Origin of the sequence: Urbifossiella limnaea (assembly GCF_007747215.1) — a bacterium.
GTDB lineage: Bacteria > Planctomycetota > Planctomycetia > Gemmatales > Gemmataceae > Urbifossiella > Urbifossiella limnaea.
In genome coordinates this window covers 3,562,252-3,578,147 of the sequence record NZ_CP036273.1, presented here as the reverse complement: position 1 = coordinate 3,578,147, position 15,896 = coordinate 3,562,252, and the positions used below count along the sequence as shown (strand labels likewise).

17 protein-coding genes and 2 pseudogenes are annotated in these 15,896 nt (G+C 69.0%); 13 read left to right on the top strand and 6 right to left on the bottom strand.

Annotation, left to right across the window (positions count from 1 at the left end):
- Positions 1 to 15 precede the first annotated feature (15 nt).
- Positions 16 to 693, top strand: coding sequence for a hypothetical protein (locus ETAA1_RS31940; protein ID WP_202920902.1), 678 nt, complete (start codon positions 16 to 18; stop codon positions 691 to 693).
- Here ETAA1_RS31940 and ETAA1_RS14695 read toward each other — a convergent pair.
- On the bottom strand, positions 677 to 2,071 hold the full coding sequence (locus tag ETAA1_RS14695; RefSeq protein WP_145233609.1) for a transposase: 1,395 nt from the start codon (positions 2,069 to 2,071) through the stop codon (positions 677 to 679). The two genes, ETAA1_RS31940 and ETAA1_RS14695, sit on opposite strands and share 17 nt — an antisense overlap.
- A 573-nt stretch (positions 2,072 to 2,644) precedes the next feature.
- Here ETAA1_RS14695 and ETAA1_RS14690 point away from each other — a divergent pair.
- From ETAA1_RS14690 to ETAA1_RS14680, 3 genes are all read left to right on the top strand, one after another.
- Positions 2,645 to 3,016, top strand: a complete 372-nt coding sequence (locus ETAA1_RS14690) for a hypothetical protein (protein ID WP_202920901.1) — start codon at positions 2,645 to 2,647, stop codon at positions 3,014 to 3,016.
- 138 nt (positions 3,017 to 3,154) lie between these two features.
- The gene (locus ETAA1_RS14685; RefSeq protein ID WP_145239610.1) at positions 3,155 to 4,552 is read left to right on the top strand and encodes a sulfatase; all 1,398 of its coding nucleotides are present in this window, start codon (positions 3,155 to 3,157) and stop codon (positions 4,550 to 4,552) included.
- Between the two features lie 30 nt (positions 4,553 to 4,582).
- Entirely contained in the window at positions 4,583 to 6,052 is a 1,470-nt protein-coding gene (locus ETAA1_RS14680; protein ID WP_202920900.1) for a sulfatase family protein, read from the top strand.
- A 132-nt stretch (positions 6,053 to 6,184) separates the two neighbouring features.
- Here the strand turns inward: ETAA1_RS14680 and ETAA1_RS14675 are convergent, their stop codons facing one another.
- Entirely contained in the window at positions 6,185 to 6,880 is a 696-nt protein-coding gene (locus tag ETAA1_RS14675) for an SLAC1 family transporter (RefSeq protein WP_145239603.1), read from the bottom strand.
- Between the two features lie 88 nt (positions 6,881 to 6,968).
- Between ETAA1_RS14675 and ETAA1_RS14670 the strand changes: the two genes are divergently transcribed.
- The 3 genes from ETAA1_RS14670 (at position 6,969) to ETAA1_RS14660 (ending at position 8,831) form a co-directional block, all read left to right on the top strand.
- The gene (locus tag ETAA1_RS14670) at positions 6,969 to 7,574 is read left to right on the top strand and encodes a sigma-70 family RNA polymerase sigma factor (RefSeq protein WP_145239600.1); all 606 of its coding nucleotides are present in this window, start codon (positions 6,969 to 6,971) and stop codon (positions 7,572 to 7,574) included.
- A complete protein-coding gene (locus ETAA1_RS14665; protein ID WP_145239597.1) occupies positions 7,574 to 7,831 on the top strand; it encodes an anti-sigma factor family protein in 258 nt (85 codons plus the stop codon). Before ETAA1_RS14670 ends, ETAA1_RS14665 begins: the two co-directional genes overlap by 1 nt.
- A gap of 88 nt (positions 7,832 to 7,919) precedes the next feature.
- Positions 7,920 to 8,831, top strand: a complete 912-nt coding sequence (locus ETAA1_RS14660) for an NHL repeat-containing protein (RefSeq protein ID WP_145239595.1) — start codon at positions 7,920 to 7,922, stop codon at positions 8,829 to 8,831.
- 111 nt (positions 8,832 to 8,942) lie between these two features.
- Here the strand turns inward: ETAA1_RS14660 and ETAA1_RS14655 are convergent, their stop codons facing one another.
- The 3 genes and pseudogenes from ETAA1_RS14655 to ETAA1_RS14645 form a co-directional block, all read right to left on the bottom strand.
- Positions 8,943 to 9,611 carry a nitroreductase family protein gene (locus tag ETAA1_RS14655; protein ID WP_145239592.1) on the bottom strand — a complete coding sequence of 223 codons (669 nt, stop codon included), beginning with the start codon at positions 9,609 to 9,611 and terminating at the stop codon, positions 8,943 to 8,945.
- 57 nt (positions 9,612 to 9,668) lie between these two features.
- Positions 9,669 to 10,025, bottom strand: a pseudogene (locus ETAA1_RS14650) (redoxin domain-containing protein); the annotation flags it as partial.
- A 12-nt stretch (positions 10,026 to 10,037) separates the two neighbouring features.
- On the bottom strand, positions 10,038 to 10,247 hold the full coding sequence (locus ETAA1_RS14645) for a thioredoxin domain-containing protein (RefSeq protein WP_145239586.1): 210 nt from the start codon (positions 10,245 to 10,247) through the stop codon (positions 10,038 to 10,040).
- Positions 10,248 to 10,398: 151 nt separating this feature from the next.
- Between ETAA1_RS14645 and ETAA1_RS33680 the strand changes: the two are divergent.
- A pseudogene (locus ETAA1_RS33680) lies at positions 10,399 to 10,554 on the top strand (peroxiredoxin family protein); the annotation flags it as partial.
- Between the two features lie 153 nt (positions 10,555 to 10,707).
- Here the strand turns inward: ETAA1_RS33680 and ETAA1_RS14635 are convergent.
- The gene (locus ETAA1_RS14635) at positions 10,708 to 12,318 is read right to left on the bottom strand and encodes a sigma-54-dependent Fis family transcriptional regulator (RefSeq protein WP_145239583.1); all 1,611 of its coding nucleotides are present in this window, start codon (positions 12,316 to 12,318) and stop codon (positions 10,708 to 10,710) included.
- Positions 12,319 to 12,533: 215 nt separating this feature from the next.
- On the opposite strand from ETAA1_RS14635, the gene ETAA1_RS14630 reads away from it, so the two are divergent.
- The 5 genes from ETAA1_RS14630 to ETAA1_RS14610 all read left to right on the top strand — a co-directional run bounded on the left by ETAA1_RS14630 (position 12,534) and on the right by ETAA1_RS14610 (position 15,859).
- Positions 12,534 to 13,121, top strand: coding sequence for a carboxymuconolactone decarboxylase family protein (locus tag ETAA1_RS14630; RefSeq protein ID WP_145239580.1), 588 nt, complete (start codon positions 12,534 to 12,536; stop codon positions 13,119 to 13,121).
- Between the two features lie 122 nt (positions 13,122 to 13,243).
- Complete coding sequence (locus ETAA1_RS14625) at positions 13,244 to 13,639, top strand: YHS domain-containing (seleno)protein (protein WP_145239577.1); 396 nt, start codon at positions 13,244 to 13,246, stop codon at positions 13,637 to 13,639.
- 65 nt (positions 13,640 to 13,704) lie between these two features.
- Positions 13,705 to 14,193: a nuclear transport factor 2 family protein gene (locus ETAA1_RS14620; protein ID WP_202920898.1), complete on the top strand. Its 489-nt coding sequence runs from the start codon at positions 13,705 to 13,707 to the stop codon at positions 14,191 to 14,193.
- 62 nt (positions 14,194 to 14,255) lie between these two features.
- Complete coding sequence (locus tag ETAA1_RS14615) at positions 14,256 to 15,170, top strand: alpha/beta fold hydrolase (RefSeq protein WP_390621250.1); 915 nt, start codon at positions 14,256 to 14,258, stop codon at positions 15,168 to 15,170.
- Positions 15,171 to 15,253: 83 nt separating this feature from the next.
- Positions 15,254 to 15,859: a pyridoxamine 5'-phosphate oxidase family protein gene (locus ETAA1_RS14610; protein WP_145239571.1), complete on the top strand. Its 606-nt coding sequence runs from the start codon at positions 15,254 to 15,256 to the stop codon at positions 15,857 to 15,859.
- Positions 15,860 to 15,896 lie beyond the last annotated feature (37 nt).

The following is a 15,896-nucleotide window of genomic DNA, read 5'->3' as shown; positions in this document are numbered from 1 at the left end:
CAGTGAGCGAGTCATATGACCCAAACCCCACCACCGCCTCCGTCTGGCATCGACCGTACTGGCCAGCCGCCCCCGCCGGACGTCCTCACGCTGCACCGCCGTCTCCCGCCGGCCGGTCGGTTCACCCGCGCCCTCGGGGATCAGTGGACCACCGTCGGCGACCCGCTGACCGAGGACTGGCTCCGCGCCCACGTCCGCGGGGTGCAAATCATCGGAGCCTACCCGGCAGCCGACGGGGTCGCGCGCTTCGGTGTGATCGACATTGACCACCATCCCGCTGACGGCGTGGTCGATCCCGCGGCCGTGCGGGCGAACGAGGCCTACGCCCGCGCGAAGCACGCAGAGCTGATGTCGATGGGCATCGTGGCCGTACTCGTCCGGGGCCACACCGCCGGCAGCCTCCACCTCTGGCTCTCGGTCCAGCCCATGGACGCCGCACGGCTCGGCCGGTGGCTTCAGCGGTTCGTCGCTGACCGCGGCGACGTCCCCGTCGACACTTTTCCGTCGCGGACCGGCGGCGGGAACGCTGTCCGGCTCCCCGGGCGACACCACCGGCACCCGGACCAGTGGTCCGCACACTGGAACGCCGCGGCGGCGACCTGGGAGCCGTGGCCGGCGGCGTGGGAAGCGCTCGCCGCGATACCTGACAATGACCAGGCCATTCACGGTGTGAGACTCACGGATTCCGGCTGACTTTCGCCTGACGGGTCTTCTTCCCCTCGTCGAGCAACCGGGCCGTGGAAACATGTGGGCTCTTGTCCTTGATCCGTCGGGTCGCCGTCCTCGTCGGCTTCCGGGGCGGCGCTTTCTTGATCCTCCCAAGGTCGACCTTGCCCGCCCACTCGCGGAGGTGGCCGGCCAACTCCGGGCTGGGCATCGGACCGAACGCCTCCCATTCCGACGCGGGCAGGGCGATCATCATCCCCGCGTACACCATCGCCCACTCCAGCGCCAGGTAATACCCCGACACCTCCTCCTGCACCTTCTTCTCACCATGCACCGCCCGCAGGGCCGCCTTCAGTACGGCCAGCACGTTGTACGCGGCCACCGCCACGCAGAACCCGAACAGCGCGGCCCTGGGGTACCCCAGGGTGTTCACCTCACAGTTCAAGGCGACTGTCAACTCGTGGAAGGCCCCCTCGATCTTCCACCGCTTGAGGTAGATCTCGGCCACCTTCTTGGCCGGCACCTTCGCCGGCAGGTTGGTCAGGATCTCCACCTCCGCGTCCCCGTCCGCGGTCGGCGCCCGCAGCCGCACCCGCACCTGCCGCAGGCGCACCAACCGCGCCCCACCCCAGCAGACCCAGACCCGCCGCTCGCCCACCCAGCCCCGGTCCGTCGCGACCTCGGCCCCGTACCCGGCTTCGGCCTCGACGCTCAGGTTCCCGTGGCGTCGGATGACGACGTAGGCCCGCCGGGCGGCCACCTCACACAGGAACTCCGCCGTGCAGAAGTTGCGGTCCGCGACCCACACGTCCCGCTCCCGCACCAGCGGCACAATCTGGTCGATCAGCGCCCGCTCCTGGGTGTGGGCGTCCTCGCACGGGACGATGTCGGTGACCAGCATCAGGGCCGGGTCGAGCACGACCAAACTCTGCCCGGGCAAGGGGCCGGCGGTGTGCCCCCGGGTGACGCCCAGCCGCCGCTGGGTGGCGGCCAGGTGGTTGCCGTCGAGGACCCGCACCCGGTAGCCCGGCAGCAGGCTCTTGCACCCCCCGCCCAGCGCGGTGATCAGCCCCTCGCACCGGCCCGACACGTGCGCGACCAGCCCCGCGGACACGCCCGTCTCGATGTTCCGGAGCTTGTCGTAGACGCACTTGAGGGTGACCGGGACGCGGTCCCGCAGGTGCCGGTAGGCGGCCTGGACGTGGAGGGCCTTGCCGCCGACCACCAGGGTCATCAGATCGACCGTCGTGGAGAACAGCAACTCCCGGGTGTACCCGCGCTCGGCGGTCCGGTCGAACAGCGCGTCGAGGGCCGAGGCCGAGAGGGCGTGCTCGATGGTCGCCCGGGACATCACGCTGAGCGGGCTCTCCTCTAGGAACCGCTCGAAGACCCCACCGAACAGCATGGGCGCGCCCTCTCCCTGGCTTGGCCAAGTCCCTGCCAGCGGACGGCTTACGACCGGGATGCGTCACCGTGAATGGCCTGGGTTCCGCCACCTGTGCTGATTGGGTGGTACGGGTGGTACGGGATGTGAGGAGTCGTCGAGAGCTGATGCGGATGGATGCCAGTAATTCGTCTCGATGCTCGGAGGCAGCTCGATCCGTACCCTGCGCTCGCCGCTCGTCCACCTCCTCGCATCACTCTCAAGGCTCTTGGACGCCTGGACGGGACCGACGTAGAGCCGGCCCCGGTCGAACCGTCCTCCCCCTGATACAGCACCCACCGCCCACCCCCGACAACAGCCTTCCCGTCGCGGGCGGACCCGACGGTGTGAGCGTCACGCCGGTGGCGGCTTCTTTTTCTGATCCCGCCGTCGGGGTCGATCACGTGCTCGGGCTCCTCGTCATCGAACGGTTCTCTCGACAGCGTGACCCACACGTCGTCGCCGTCGATCCGGCCTTCCGCCGAGAACTCGTTGCTCATCGTGTCCCACCGCAGTTCGGGCGGTTCGTCGAAGATCCCGATCAGGTGCGAGACGGTGCGCGATGTGCTTTACGGCACGTACAGCGGCGGCACCAAGCCGGGGATGCGGTGCGTGAAGAAGGGCGTCTGGAAGCTCATCAAGTACGACGTGCTCGACGGCAGGGTGGGCGAGACGCAACTGTTCAACTTGGCGGACAACCCGCACGAGTTGCTCGCCGAACACCACGACCCGCGGGTCATCGCCCTGACCCGAAACACGCCGGAGAAGAACCAGGTGAACCTGGCCGGCGATCCGCGGTTCGCGGACAAACTCGCGGAGATGGAAGCCCTCCTACTGGCTGAGCAACGCCGCCTCGACGACCCGTACCGCCTCTGGAGCCAGCCGGCCGACGGCCTTACGCCGCCCGCGGAAGCGAAGAAGAAGTAGCGGAACGGTCCGGCGCGGAGCGAGGTCGGGGATGGTCTACAACTGGCCGGGGGCTCGGCCGGCGGCGTCGTTCGAGGCGTGTCGGCTCGGTCGGCGTAGAACGGCGGGTAACGAGTTCCCCGTCCCGGAGGACCGCCCGTGACTCGCTCACTCACCCTCGCCGCCGCCCTGACTCTCGCGTCGGCGACACCGGCCTCTGCCGCCACCGCCGCGGCCGACCGGCTCAACGTCGTCGTCTTCCTCATCGACGACCTCGGCTGGGCCGACCCCGGGTGCTACGGCAACCGGTTCCACGAGACGCCGAACATCGACAAGCTCGCCGCCGACGGCGTGCGGTTCACGAACGGCTACTCGGCTTGCACCGTCTGCTCCCCGACCCGGGCTTCGCTCCTCACCGGCCAGTACCCAGCCCGACTCAGGGTCACCGACTGGATCGCCGGTCACCGGCGACCGTTCGCGAAGCTCCGGGTACCGGACTGGACGATGCAGCTCCCGCTCGCAACGCACTCGCTCGCGGAAGCGTTCCGCGCCGCCGGGTACGTGAGCGCGAGCGTGGGCAAGTGGCACCTCGGGGGGCCGGGTTCGTACCCCGAGCAGCACGGGTTCGACGTGAACATCGGCGGCACCGACAAAGGGAGCCCGCCGGGGTACTTCGCCCCGGAGCGGATCCCGACGCTCCCGCCCGGAAAGGCCGGCGAGTTCCTCCCCGACCGGCTCGCGGCCGAGGCGGTCAAGTTCATCACCGCGAACAAGGACCGGCCGTTCTTCGTCTACCTCCCGCACTACGCCGTTCACACTCCGATCGGCGGCAAGCCAGATGTAATCGCCAAGTACACCAGGAAGGCCGAGGCGATGGGGGTGAAGGCGAACCCGACGTACGCCGCCCTGTTCGAGGGCGTGGACGACAGCGTCGGCACTGTCCGCAAGGCGCTCGCCGACCTGAAGCTCGACGGCCGGACCATCGTGGTGTTCACGTCGGACAACGGCGGGCTCATGCCGATCACCACCAACCCGCCGTTCCGGGCCGGGAAGGGGTCGGCGTACGAGGGCGGGGTGCGGGTGCCGTTGATCGTCTACTGGCCCGGCGTGACGCGGCCCGGCACGACCAGCGACGCGCCGGTCATCACCTGCGACCTGTACCCGACGCTGGCCGAGGCGTGCGGGCTGCGGGTGCCGGCCGAGCACCCAGTGGACGGCGTGAGCTTCGTGTCGCACCTGCGCGGCGGGTCGCCGCCGGCCCGCGACGCGCTCTACTGGCACTACCCGCACTACCACCCCGGCGGGGCGACCCCGTACTCGGCCGCCCGGTTCGGCGACTGGCGGCTGGTCGAGTTCTTCGAGACGGGCAAGCTCGAACTCTACAACTTGAAGGACGACGTCGGCGAGCGCACAGACCTGTCCGCCCGCGACCCTGCCCTCACCACGCGATTGCGTGAACGGCTGACGGCGTGGCGGCAGAGCGTGGCCGCGCAGGTGCCGACCCCAAACCCGGACTACGACCCGGCCCGCGATGCCCCGAAGAAGAAAAAGATTTAGCCCTCACCCCTCCCCATGCAGGGTGCCGCGATGCTCCGACTCGTCGCACTGGCCGCGCTGGCCGTCCTGTTCCACAGCAACTCCGCCCGGGCCGACGCGGCGAAGCGGCCGAACATCGTCTGGATCGTCGTGGACGACATGTCCGCCAACTTCTCGTGCTACGGCGAGACGCTCGTCCGTACCCCGCACGTCGACCGGCTCGCCGCCGAGGGAACGAAGTTCGCCAAGGCGTTCGTGACCGCCCCGGTGTGTTCGCCGTGCCGGTCGGCCCTCATCACCGGGTGCTACCAGACGACGATCGGCGCGCACCACCACCGGAGCGGCCGCGGCGAGATGAAGATCCGCCTCCCCGGAGAAGTGGTGCCGGTGCCGGTGCTGTTCCGGAGGGCGGGGTATTACACCTGCAACGGCGGGCACAACGTCACCGGCAACCGGCTGGCGAAGACCGACTACAACTTCGAGTGGGACCCGGCGATGTACGACGGGAACGACTGGGCCGGGCGGCAGCCGGGTCAGCCGTTCTTCATGCAGGTGCAGCTCCACGGCGGGAAGTTCCGCGGGCAGGGGCCGACCCCGACCTGGCAGGCCCGGGCCCGGCGCGAACTCGGGTCGAACACCGACCCGGCGGCTGTCGTCCTCCCGCCGTACTACCCGCGCGACCCGGTCCTGCTCCAGGACTGGGCCGACTACCTCGACTGCTGCCGGTTCACCGACAAGCAGGTCGGCGACGTGATCGCCCGGCTGGAGAAGGAGAACCTGCTGGCCGACACGGTCGTGTTCTTCATGACCGACCACGGCATCAGCCACGCCCGCGGCAAGCAGTTCCTGTACGACGAGGGGATTCACGTCCCGTTCGTCGTCCGCGGGCCGGGTATCCCGCGCGGGGCAGTCCGCGACGACCTGGTCGAGCATATCGACATGACCGCCACGTCGCTCGCGCTGGCCGGCATTCCGGTGCCGGCGTGGATGCAAGGGCGCGACCTGTTCGCCGCCGGGTACACGGCGCGCGAGGCGGTGTTCGGCGCCCGCGACCGGTGTGACGAAACGATGGAGCGCATCCGCAGTGTGCGCACCGGTCGCTTCAAGTACATCCGCAACTACATGAACGACCGGCCCCACCTGCAGCCGTGCCGGTACAAGGACGACAAGGCCGTCGTGCAGCGGCTTCGCGAACTCCACGCCGCCGGCCGACTCGACGCCCTCACCGAGCGGCTCCTGTTCGCCCCCACCCGGCCGCGCGAGGAACTCTACGACCTGACCGCCGACCGCTTCGAGGTGAACAACCTCGCCGCCGACCCGCGGCACGCGACGACCCTGGAGCAGATGCGGAAGCGGCTGGCCGACTGGGAGCAACGGACCGGAGACCGCGGCCGCGAGCCCGAGCCGCTGGCGATGTACGACTCGGACATGCGCGTCTACCTCGGCGGAGCCAAGAAGGAAAACGCCGAACTCCGCCGTAACATCGAACTGAACCGTCGGTGGCGGAGCGAGGGGAAGTAATCGCGGCCGCCATCCTGCCGCCCGCCACCGCGGCTTGAACTCGCACGTGTACCCCACGCGGCCGGTCACGTCGCGGAGTCTTTCCCGCGGGAGAACCTGGATTCGCCGCTTCACACCAAACCTGCGAGACCATCACGCCGCCACACCCGCACCGGGCGGCGCAGGATCGCTCAAAGACCCCGCGGGCGGGACCACGAGTCGGTGCACCAGCCCGAGAAACGTGGCCGACCACGCGACCAGGGCGACCCAGACGAAGGCGTCTGGGATCGGCTCCAGGTACGGCAGGCGGAGGGCGTCGATCATCGTCCGGGTGCAGACGGTGTACATGCCGAGCGGGAACACCGCCGCCCAGTACCCGTGGTCGTAGGTCAGCGGGAAGTGGCGGGTCAGGTGCCGCCACACGCCCAGCGCGAACAGGATCGGGATCCACCACGTCGCGGTGGCCCAGAACAGGAGGGGCATCCCGAGGGAGAACTCGTCGAGACGCTTCTTGGTGATCCTGGCACCGTTACCCCGTCTTCCGTCATCCTGGGGTTGGGCGAAGACGACGATCAAGTACGGGGCGGTCTCCAGGAACGGCGTGTGGGCATCGGTGCCGATCGGGGCGAGCGCGTCGAGCCACACTTGCGGGGCGCGGCGGGCGTAGAACTCTCGCTCCTCCTCCTCGGCCGCCCCGCGGATGCGGGCCTTCAGGTCCGGGCCCGACACGACCACGAAGTGCCACGGCTGGAGGTTGGCCCCGCTCGGGGCGGTGCCCGCGGTGCGAATGCACGCCTCGATGACCGCCCGCGGAACCGGCCGGTCGGCGAACTGGCGGACGGTCCGCATTCGCGCGCGTCGGAAGAATCGGTGAAAGGTCTACCACCCCACTGCGACTAAGCTGACTCTGCGATCCGTCGCCCGTCGGGAATCCTGAATGGACCGATCCGCTGCCGCACCAACACTCGATCCCGCGACCTGGGTGGACGCGCACGGCGATTACCTCTATCGGTTCGCCCTGGTACGCGTGCGTGACCGCGACGCGGCTGAAGAGTTGGTTCAGGACGCGCTCCTCGCCGCGCTGACCGCCCGGCACTCGTTCCGCGGCCGGTGTTCCGAGCGGAGTTGGCTAACCGCCATCCTGAAGCGGAAGGCGATCGACTGGCTCCGGGCGGAAGTACGCCGCCGAGCGACGCGAGAACCGCCGCCGGACAAGTGGGCGGACGCCCAGTTCACCCGCGGCGGGAAGTGGAAGGCCAAGCCGGACGAGTGGTCCGCGGACGATCCGGGCCGGGGGATGACCGGGGCCGACTTCCGGGACACCCTCGCCGCCTGTCTGGAGAAGCTCCCGCCGCGGGTCCGCCACGCCTTCGTCCTCCGCCACATCGACGAGGCGGCGGCCGAGGACGTGTGCGACGCGGTCGGGGCGTCGGCGAACAACCTGTGGGTGATGCTCCACCGCGCCCGGTTACGGCTGTGGCGCTGCCTGTCGGTCAACTGGTTGGGAGAGGACGCCGGAACGCCTTCGGAGGGTCGGTCGTGATGACGTGCCGCCGGGCCGCCGAGCTGATCTCGTGGGAGCTCGACGCCGACCTGCCGCTCCACCGCCGGGCCGGGCTGGGGTTCCACACCCTGGTGTGCGGGGCGTGCCGGCGGTTCCGGCGGCAGCTCGGGGCGGTGGACGAGGCTGCCGCCGAGTTCGTCGCCGACCCCCGCGCGGGTATCCGCGCCGCCCTGCCCGACGAGACAAAGGACCACCTCCGGGCGGTGATCGCGGCCCGTCTCGAAAAAGATTCCTGACGCCGTGTAAGATCGGACGCCCCGCGCCGACGAACTCCGCGACCTCACACGCCGGATGCGTGTCGGTCACCCCTCACGAGGAGTTCGCATGGTGACGATTCGCACGGTCCGCATGGTGCTGTTCGCGGTCGCCGCACTCGGCCTCTCCGGGGCCGCGGCCGCCGACGAGTACAAGACCAAGGTGGTCGCCAAGAACCTGAAGAGGCCGACCGGGGTGGCCGTGAACCTGAGCGGGCAGGTGTACTTCACCGAGTTGCCCACCCCCGGCGTCGGCGGCGGGGCCGGCGGGAAGAACACCGTCAACGTCCTGAACCCGAAGAACGGCAAGGTCCGCAACCTGACCACCGGCGAGCCGGAGCCGACGAACCTGGCGGTCAACTTCTTCGACGACGTGTACTGGACCTGCAAGAGCGCCGGGGTCATCCTCAGCCTGGAACGGGGACGCGGCGACGCCCAACTCGTGGCGAGCGGGCTGGACAACCCGTCCGGGATGGCCGCGTACCCGCTCGGCTTCGCGGTGTTCTTCACCGAGGTGCCGACGCCCGGCGTGAACGGGGCGAACGGCGGGCGGAACGCGGTGTACGCCTTCCTCGAAGGGATCGGGCAGGAGTTCCTGCTGGACGCCGGCGACCCCCAACCGACCGACGTGGCCGTGGACCTGTTCGGGAACGTGTACTGGACCTGCACCTCGGCCGGGGTGATCGTGAAGCTGTCCGGCGGCACCGCCGAGGTGATCGCCCGCGACCTGGACAAGCCCTACGGGATCGCCACCGACTACCTCGGCAACCTGTACTTCACCGAGGTACCGACGCCGGGCGTGAACGGCGCGAACGGCGGGCGGAACAAGGTGTCGAAGCTGGACCTGAGCACCGGGGCGATCACCGTCATCGACGAGGGCGACCCGGACCCGATCGACGTGACCGTCCAGCCATTCGGGACCACCGTGTACTGGACGTGCCGGTCCGCCGGTGTCATCGTCGAGGCCAGGCGGAAGTGGTAGTCCACTCGCACGGTCGTCGGCCGCACGGGCCGGCGGCCGGGTCGTCGTTCCCGGAGTTCTGCACATCGTCCGCGTCCGTCCACTCGCTCTCGCCGCCGCGTGCGCCGCGAGTCACCGGAACGTGGCGATCTCGTCCAGCCGTTTTTTCGTGATCCGCGGCACCGTCGCACCTTCGGCCGGGTACCCGACGACGAGCAGCAGGAACGGCCGCTCGTTCGCCGGCCGGTCGAGCAATTCGTTCAGGAACCCCATCGGGCTCGGCGTGTGCGTGAGGGTGGAGAGGCCGGCGTGGTGCAGGGCCGCGATCAGGAGCCCGGTGGAGATGCCGACCGACTCCGCCGCGTAGTAGTGCTTCACCGGCCGGCCGTCGTCGAGCCGGCCGTGACTCTGAGCGAACACCGCGATCAGGTACGGGGCGGTCTCCAGGAACGGCTTGTTCGCGTCGGTCCCGAGCGGGGCGAGTGCGGCGAGCCATTCTTGCGGTGCCCGCCGGTGGTAGAACGCGCGCTCCTCGTCTTCGGCCGCAGCCCGGATGCGGCCCTTCAACACCGGGTCGGCGACAACGACGAAGTGCCACGGCTGCAGGTTCGCCCCGCTCGGGGCGGTGCCGGCGGCGCGGAGGCAGTCCTCGATGACCTCGCGGGGCACCGCGCGGTCGGAGAAGTCCCGCACCGTCCGCCGCCGGCGCAGGTCGGCGTGGAACGAGGCGGCGCGGCGGGCCATCTCGTCGGGCGGGTACTCGCGGTAGTCCGCGAGCGGGTCGAGGATCGGTTGCGACATCGCGTTGTCACTTGAGCGGGCCGGGCGGCCCGGGCGCGCCGCCCGGTCGCGTCACGGCTACTTCTTCTTCAGCCCCTCCGCGGCCTTGACGAGTTCGGCCGTCCCGTGCCGCTCCCGGTAGCCGTCCACGAACAGCTTGGCCTTCACCACGCCGTCCGTCCCGACCAGGATGGTGCCGGGGTACGGGACGCCGTCCAGATCGGCCTTCCCGAACTTCTTCCCGGCCGTCTCCTTGTTCCTCAGGGCGTAGGCCGCGATCGTCTTGCTGTCCGGGTCGGAGAGCAGCGGGAACGTGATCTTCTGCTTGTCCGCGAACCCCTTCAGCACCGCCACCGCGTCGTAGCTGACGCCGACCACCTTGACGCCCGCGGCCTCGATCGTCGCCAGGTCTTTTTGCAACTGAACCAGTTGCTTCTGGCAGTACGGTCACCAGCCCGCGGAGCGGTAGAACACGAGCGCGACCGGCCCGTCCTTCAGGAGCGCGGCCAGGTCCCGCTCGGTGCCGGCCTGGTCCTTGAGCTTGAACGCCGGGGCCTTCTCCCCGACCTTGATCCCGGTCTTTTCCGGGGCAGGGTCGGCCGCGGGCGCGGCGAGCGCGACCCCCAGCACGACCGCGAGCGCGAGAACTCGTGTCACGAAGAACCTCCGGTTGCGGCGGGGCGACGAATAGCCGGGACGCCCCCGGCGTCGGACGTTATACCACGACGCGCGGCCCGCCTGTCCCCCTCGCCCCCATTTCTCCCGGAGGTCGGCCGCGACTCGCTCCATCCTGACGGTCGCCGCGGTCCTGTCGGCCGGCGGCACGGGCCTCGCCGCGGGTTACGCCCCGGCGGTCGGCACCCGACACCCGGACTTCACCCTGCCCTCCACCGCGGACGGCAAGTCGGTGTCGCTGTCCGACTTCCGCGGGAAGAAGGTACTGCTCATCCAGGTCGCGTCGTGGTGATGGGAGCGGCGGCGGACTCTCCACCAAAGAGACGCAATCTGGATTTCCTGGTCATTCGCGTCGAGCCGATCACACTCTGTGCGACCGCATGGCGGTCGTCGAACCGGACCGGCTTCTTGACCCGTTCTCCGCTCGCTTTCATTGCGCCGATCACCCCGTGATGCCGAGGGACTTGATCCGCGACGCCAGCGTGGTGGGTTTCAGGCCGAGCAGTTCCGCCGCCCCGCCCGGACCAGACACCTTCCCCTGGGTCTGCTTCAGCGCCGCCCGGATGTTGTCCGCCTCCACCTGCCGCAACTCGGCGTCGGTCAAGATCCTGCTCGTCGCGGGTGCCGGCGTCGGCGAGACTCGACCGGCCGGGGGCGATGCGGTTGGCAATTCGATGGTCAGGCGTCCGCCCTCGGCGGTGATGACCGCCCGCTCGATCACGTGCTGGAGTTCTCGCACGTTTCCAGGCCAGGAGTACTTCTGAAGTGCCTGGACGTTCGCCAGCGTCAGGCGTGGTTTCGGCCGCCCGAGTTTTCGGCACAGCAGTGCCAGGAAGTGCTCGGCCAACAGGGGGATGTCTTCGGACCGCTTCCGCAACGGCGGCAGTTCGACCGGGAACACGCTCAGGCGGTAGTAGAGGTCCTGCCGGAACCGCCCCGCCTCGGCCTCCGCCTTCAGGTCGCGGTTGGTCGCCGCGACAACCCGCACATCGACTTTCCGAGTCTTCTCCTCGCCGATGCGTTCGAGTTCCCCCTCTTGTAGCACTCGGAGTAGCTTCGCTTGCAGGTCGAGCGGGATCTCGCCGATTTCGTCGAGGAATAGGGTGCCGCCGTCGGCCAGCTCGAACCGCCCGACACGGTCCCGCGTCGCCCCGGTGAACGACCCCTTCAGGTGGCCGAAGAACTCGCTCTCGTACAGTTCGCGGGGGATCGCGGCGCAGTTCACCTTGATGAGCGGCTTGCCCGCCCGCCGACTGCGACGATGGAGTTCGCGGGCGACCAGTTCCTTTCCGGTCCCACTTTCACCCAGGACGAGGACGGCCGAGTCGGTCGGTGCCACCAGATCGATCTGGCGGGACACCGCCTCCAGGGCCGGACTCTGGCCGACGAGTTCGCCGAACGCGCCGCTCCGGGTGACCTCCTCCCGCAGGTACTCGTTCTCCAACTCCAGCCGCTTCTTCAACGCCTCGATCTCTTCGAACGCCCGGGCCGTGGCGATGGCGGCGGCGGTGTGGTCGGCGATCGTCCGCAGCCAGTCCATGCAGTCGGGGCCGATGGGGCCGCGGGCGAACACGGCCAGGACGCCGAGCGTCTCGCCGCGGTGGACGAGCGGTTGCCCGCCGAAGCCGCTGATCCCTTCGGCCCGGAGCCACTCCGGGCGGGCGATCCAGTCTGGGGTGCCGGCCGACAGGTCGGGCGCCTCGATGGACTCCCCACTCGCCCCGATGCGCCCGACCTTGCGAACCCCGAGCGGGAACCGGCGGAACGCGCCGTCCAGCCGGGTCCACTCTTCGGCCGGTGCGGTCTTCGAGCCACCTGCGCTCGCCACCAGGTGCAGGCAACGGACGCGGTTCGGGCACTCACCCCTCATCGGGCAGGCGTCACAGATGTCGCCCGGCCGGACGAGCCACACCCGAGCCAGCGCCACCCGCGGCGAGTCCGCCAGACGGCCGACCAGGAGTCGCAAGAGTTCGGACAGGTGGTGCTCTTTCGCCAGGTCCAACAGCAGTCGCTTCGGGTCGGTGAAGAGGGACGAGGTGAGTGGCAGGTCCATGCGGTTGACTTACGAAAAACCGTGCTTCCGTTACGAAATCTCGTCAATTCACGAAAATTCGTGGCTGTATCACATCTGGTTAGATGACTGTAAAGCAATGTGGAGCAATGCTTTGCGACTTCGATTCCGGATTGGCACGGAACCTGATTTGTTACTGCTTCAACCGCCCAGAACTCCCTGAGCGATCGCCACCCAACCTCGAAAGGATCACGACCATGTCCCGCCTGAACCAGATCGCTCCCGAGTCCGCCACCGGCAAGGCCAAGGAACTGCTCGACGCCGTGAAGGGCAAGCTCGGCCTCGTCCCGAACATGACGCGGGCGATGGCCAACGCCCCGGCGGCGCTCAACGGCTACCTGCAACTGAGCGGCGCGCTCGCCCAGGGGGCCTTGCCGGCCAAGACCCGCGAGCAGATCGCCCTCGCCGTCGCCCAGGCGAACGGGTGCGACTACTGCCTGGCCGCCCACACCGCCATCGGGAAAATGACCGGGCTGACCGCCGACCAGATCCGCGACAGCCGCCACGGCACCGCCGTGGACCCGAAGGCCGACGCCCTCATCCGGTTCGCTCGTGTGGTCGTGGACACCAAGGGGCGGGTGTCGGGGGCCGACCTCCAGACGGTCCGCGAGGCCGGGTACGACGACGGGGCCATCGCCGAGGTCGTCGCCCACGTCGCGCTGAACGTGTTCACCAACTACTTCAACCACGTCGCCGACACCGACATCGACTTCCCCAAGGCCGAGCCGCTTGTCGACCACCACGACGCCTGCGCCACCATCCCAGGCTGTGACCCGACGCGGTAGTCACGGCATCGGTCCCTCATCCCCAGTTCCCAACCCGACGCACTGCGGTTCCAGTGCGACCCCAATCCATGACGGGATCGGCGGCCACGTGGCGGCCGGTTCCGTCCGCCCAGGAGTCCGACATGTCCGCGAAAGTCCAACAACTGCAAGTGGCCGTGAACGGGTACGACGCGGTCGCCTACTTCGCCGGCCGGCCGACCCCCGGCGACCCGCTGTTCGCCAGCACGCACGACGGCAGCGTCTACTACTTCGCGACCGAAGCGAATAAGGGGACGTTCGACGCGAACCCGGCGAAGTACGTGCCGCTGTACGGCGGGTACTGCGCCACGGCCGCCAGCGAGGGCAAGCTGTTCGGCGTCGACCCGACCAACTTCAAGGTCACCGCCGACGGCAAGCTGGCCCTGTTCTACCGCGGGGCCGGTGGCGACACCCTGCCGCAGTGGAACGAGAACGAGGCCGAGCGGCGGGCCGCCGCCGACAAGCACTGGGCCGACGGCACTCTCAAGGCCCACGACTAACCCCGCGCCAGACGGCCGGGGTTGTTCCCGGCCGCCTTCCCTCCACCGCACCGAGTGCTCTTGCCATGACCCAGACCCTGCACACTCCTCCGCCGGTGGTGATCGCCCCGCCGTTCACCCTTGAAACCGCGGCGATGAAAGTCCGCCTCGCCGAGGACGCCTGGAACTCCCGCGACCCGCATCGGGTGGCGCTCGCCTACTCCGAGGACTCGGTGTGGCGGAACCGCGACCGCTTCCTCGTCGGCCGCGACGAGATCCGGGCGTTCCTCGCCGGCAAGTGGGCGCGCGAACTCGAGTACCGGCTGGTAAAGGCGCTGTGGGCGTTCACCGCCGACCGCATCGCGGTGCGGTTCCGGTACGAGTGGCACGACGCGGCGGGCCACTGGTTCCGCAGCTACGGCAACGAGCTGTGGGAGTTCGACGACCGCGGGCTGATGCGTCGCCGCGAGGCGAGCATCAACGACGTGGCGATCCGCGAGGACGAGCGGACGTTCTTCTGGCCCGCGCCCGGCCCGCGCCCGGCGGACCACCCCGGCATCCCGGACGTGAAGTAAACCCAGGACTCGATCCCAACCACCCATTCGGAGTACGACTCGTGTTTCGCACCGCACTGCTCCTGACCGGCCTGGCCGTCACGCTCTCCCCGGTCGGCGCGGCCGAGCCGCCGAAGACGCACCACAAGACGGTGAAGGTCGGCGACCTCGACATCTTCTACCGCGAGGCCGGCCCGAAGGACGCCCCCGTCGTGCTGCTGCTGCACGGCTTCCCGACCAGCTCGCAGATGTTCCGCCACCTCATCCCGCGACTGGCCGACAAGTACCGCGTGATCGCCCCGGACTACCCCGGCTTCGGGCACAGTTCGATGCCGGCCCGCGACAAGTTCGCGTACACCTTCGACCACCTGGCCGAGGTCGTCGAGCAGTTCACCGACAAGCTCGAACTGAAGAAGTACGCCCTGTACGTGCAGGACTACGGGGCGCCCGTCGGCTACCGACTCGCCGTGAAACACCCGGAGCGGGTCACGGCCATCGTGGTGCAGAACGGCAACGCCTACGACGAGGGCCTGGACAACGACTTCTGGAAGCCGATCAAGGCGTACTGGAAGGAGCCGACCAGCAAGGACAAGCGGGAGGCACTCCGGGGCTTCACGAAACTCGCCGCGACCAAGTGGCAGTACACCCACGGGGTCAAAAATCCGGAACTGATCTCGCCCGACGCCTGGACGACGGACCAGTACCTGCTCGACCGTAAGGGGAACGACGACATCCAGCTGGACCTGTTCCTGAGCTACGGCAGCAACCCGCCGCTGTACCCGCAGTGGCAGGAGTACCTCCGCACGCACCAGCCGCCGGTGCTGATCGCCTGGGGCAAGCACGACCAGATCTTCCCCGCCGCCGGGGCCGAGCCGTACAAGAAGGACCTGAAGACGCTTGACTACCACCTGCTCGACGCCGGTCACTTCGCCCTGGAAACGAACGGCGACGAGATCGCCGGGCTGATGCGGGAGTTCCTCGGCAAGCACCTCAAGTAACACCCTCGAACCGCCGTCGGCATCGTCCGACGGCGGCCCCTCGTTCCACATTACGCCCTGATGCACCCGACCGAGGCCATCCGATGAGCCACTTCCCCAGCGACATCGCCTTCACCCCCGCCGTGAAAGCGATCCAGTCCCGGAAGGGATCACGGAAAAGCTACGCCAGGATGGAACAGTCCGGCGGGTGGCAAACGACCGTCACTTCCGACTTGACCGAGTTCCTCGCCGACCTGGACATGTTCTACCTGGGCACGGCGAACGCCGCCGGGCAGCCGTACATCCAGTACCGCGGCGGCCCGCCGGGCTTCCTGAAGGTGATCGACGACCGCACCCTGGCGTTCGCCGACTTCGGCGGCAACCGCCAATACATCTCGGTGGGGAACCTGTCCGAGAACCCGCAGGCGTTCCTGTTCCTGATGGACTACGCCAACAGTCGGCGGGTGAAGGTCTGGGGCACCGCGACGGTGGTGGAGGGCGATTCCGAACTGCTGGCGAAGCTGAGCGACCCGACGTATCCGGGCCGGGTGGAACGGGCGATCGTGTTCACCGTCGAGGCGTGGGACGTGAACTGCCCGCAGCACATCCACCAGCGGGTCTCTCAGCGGCAAGTTGCTCCGGTGATCGAGCAACTGCGGCAGCGGATCAGCGCGCTCGAAGCCGACCTTGCGGGCGTCAGGCGTCCGTAAATCGAATCAACCTACTTCACATTCACTTCGACCGTCG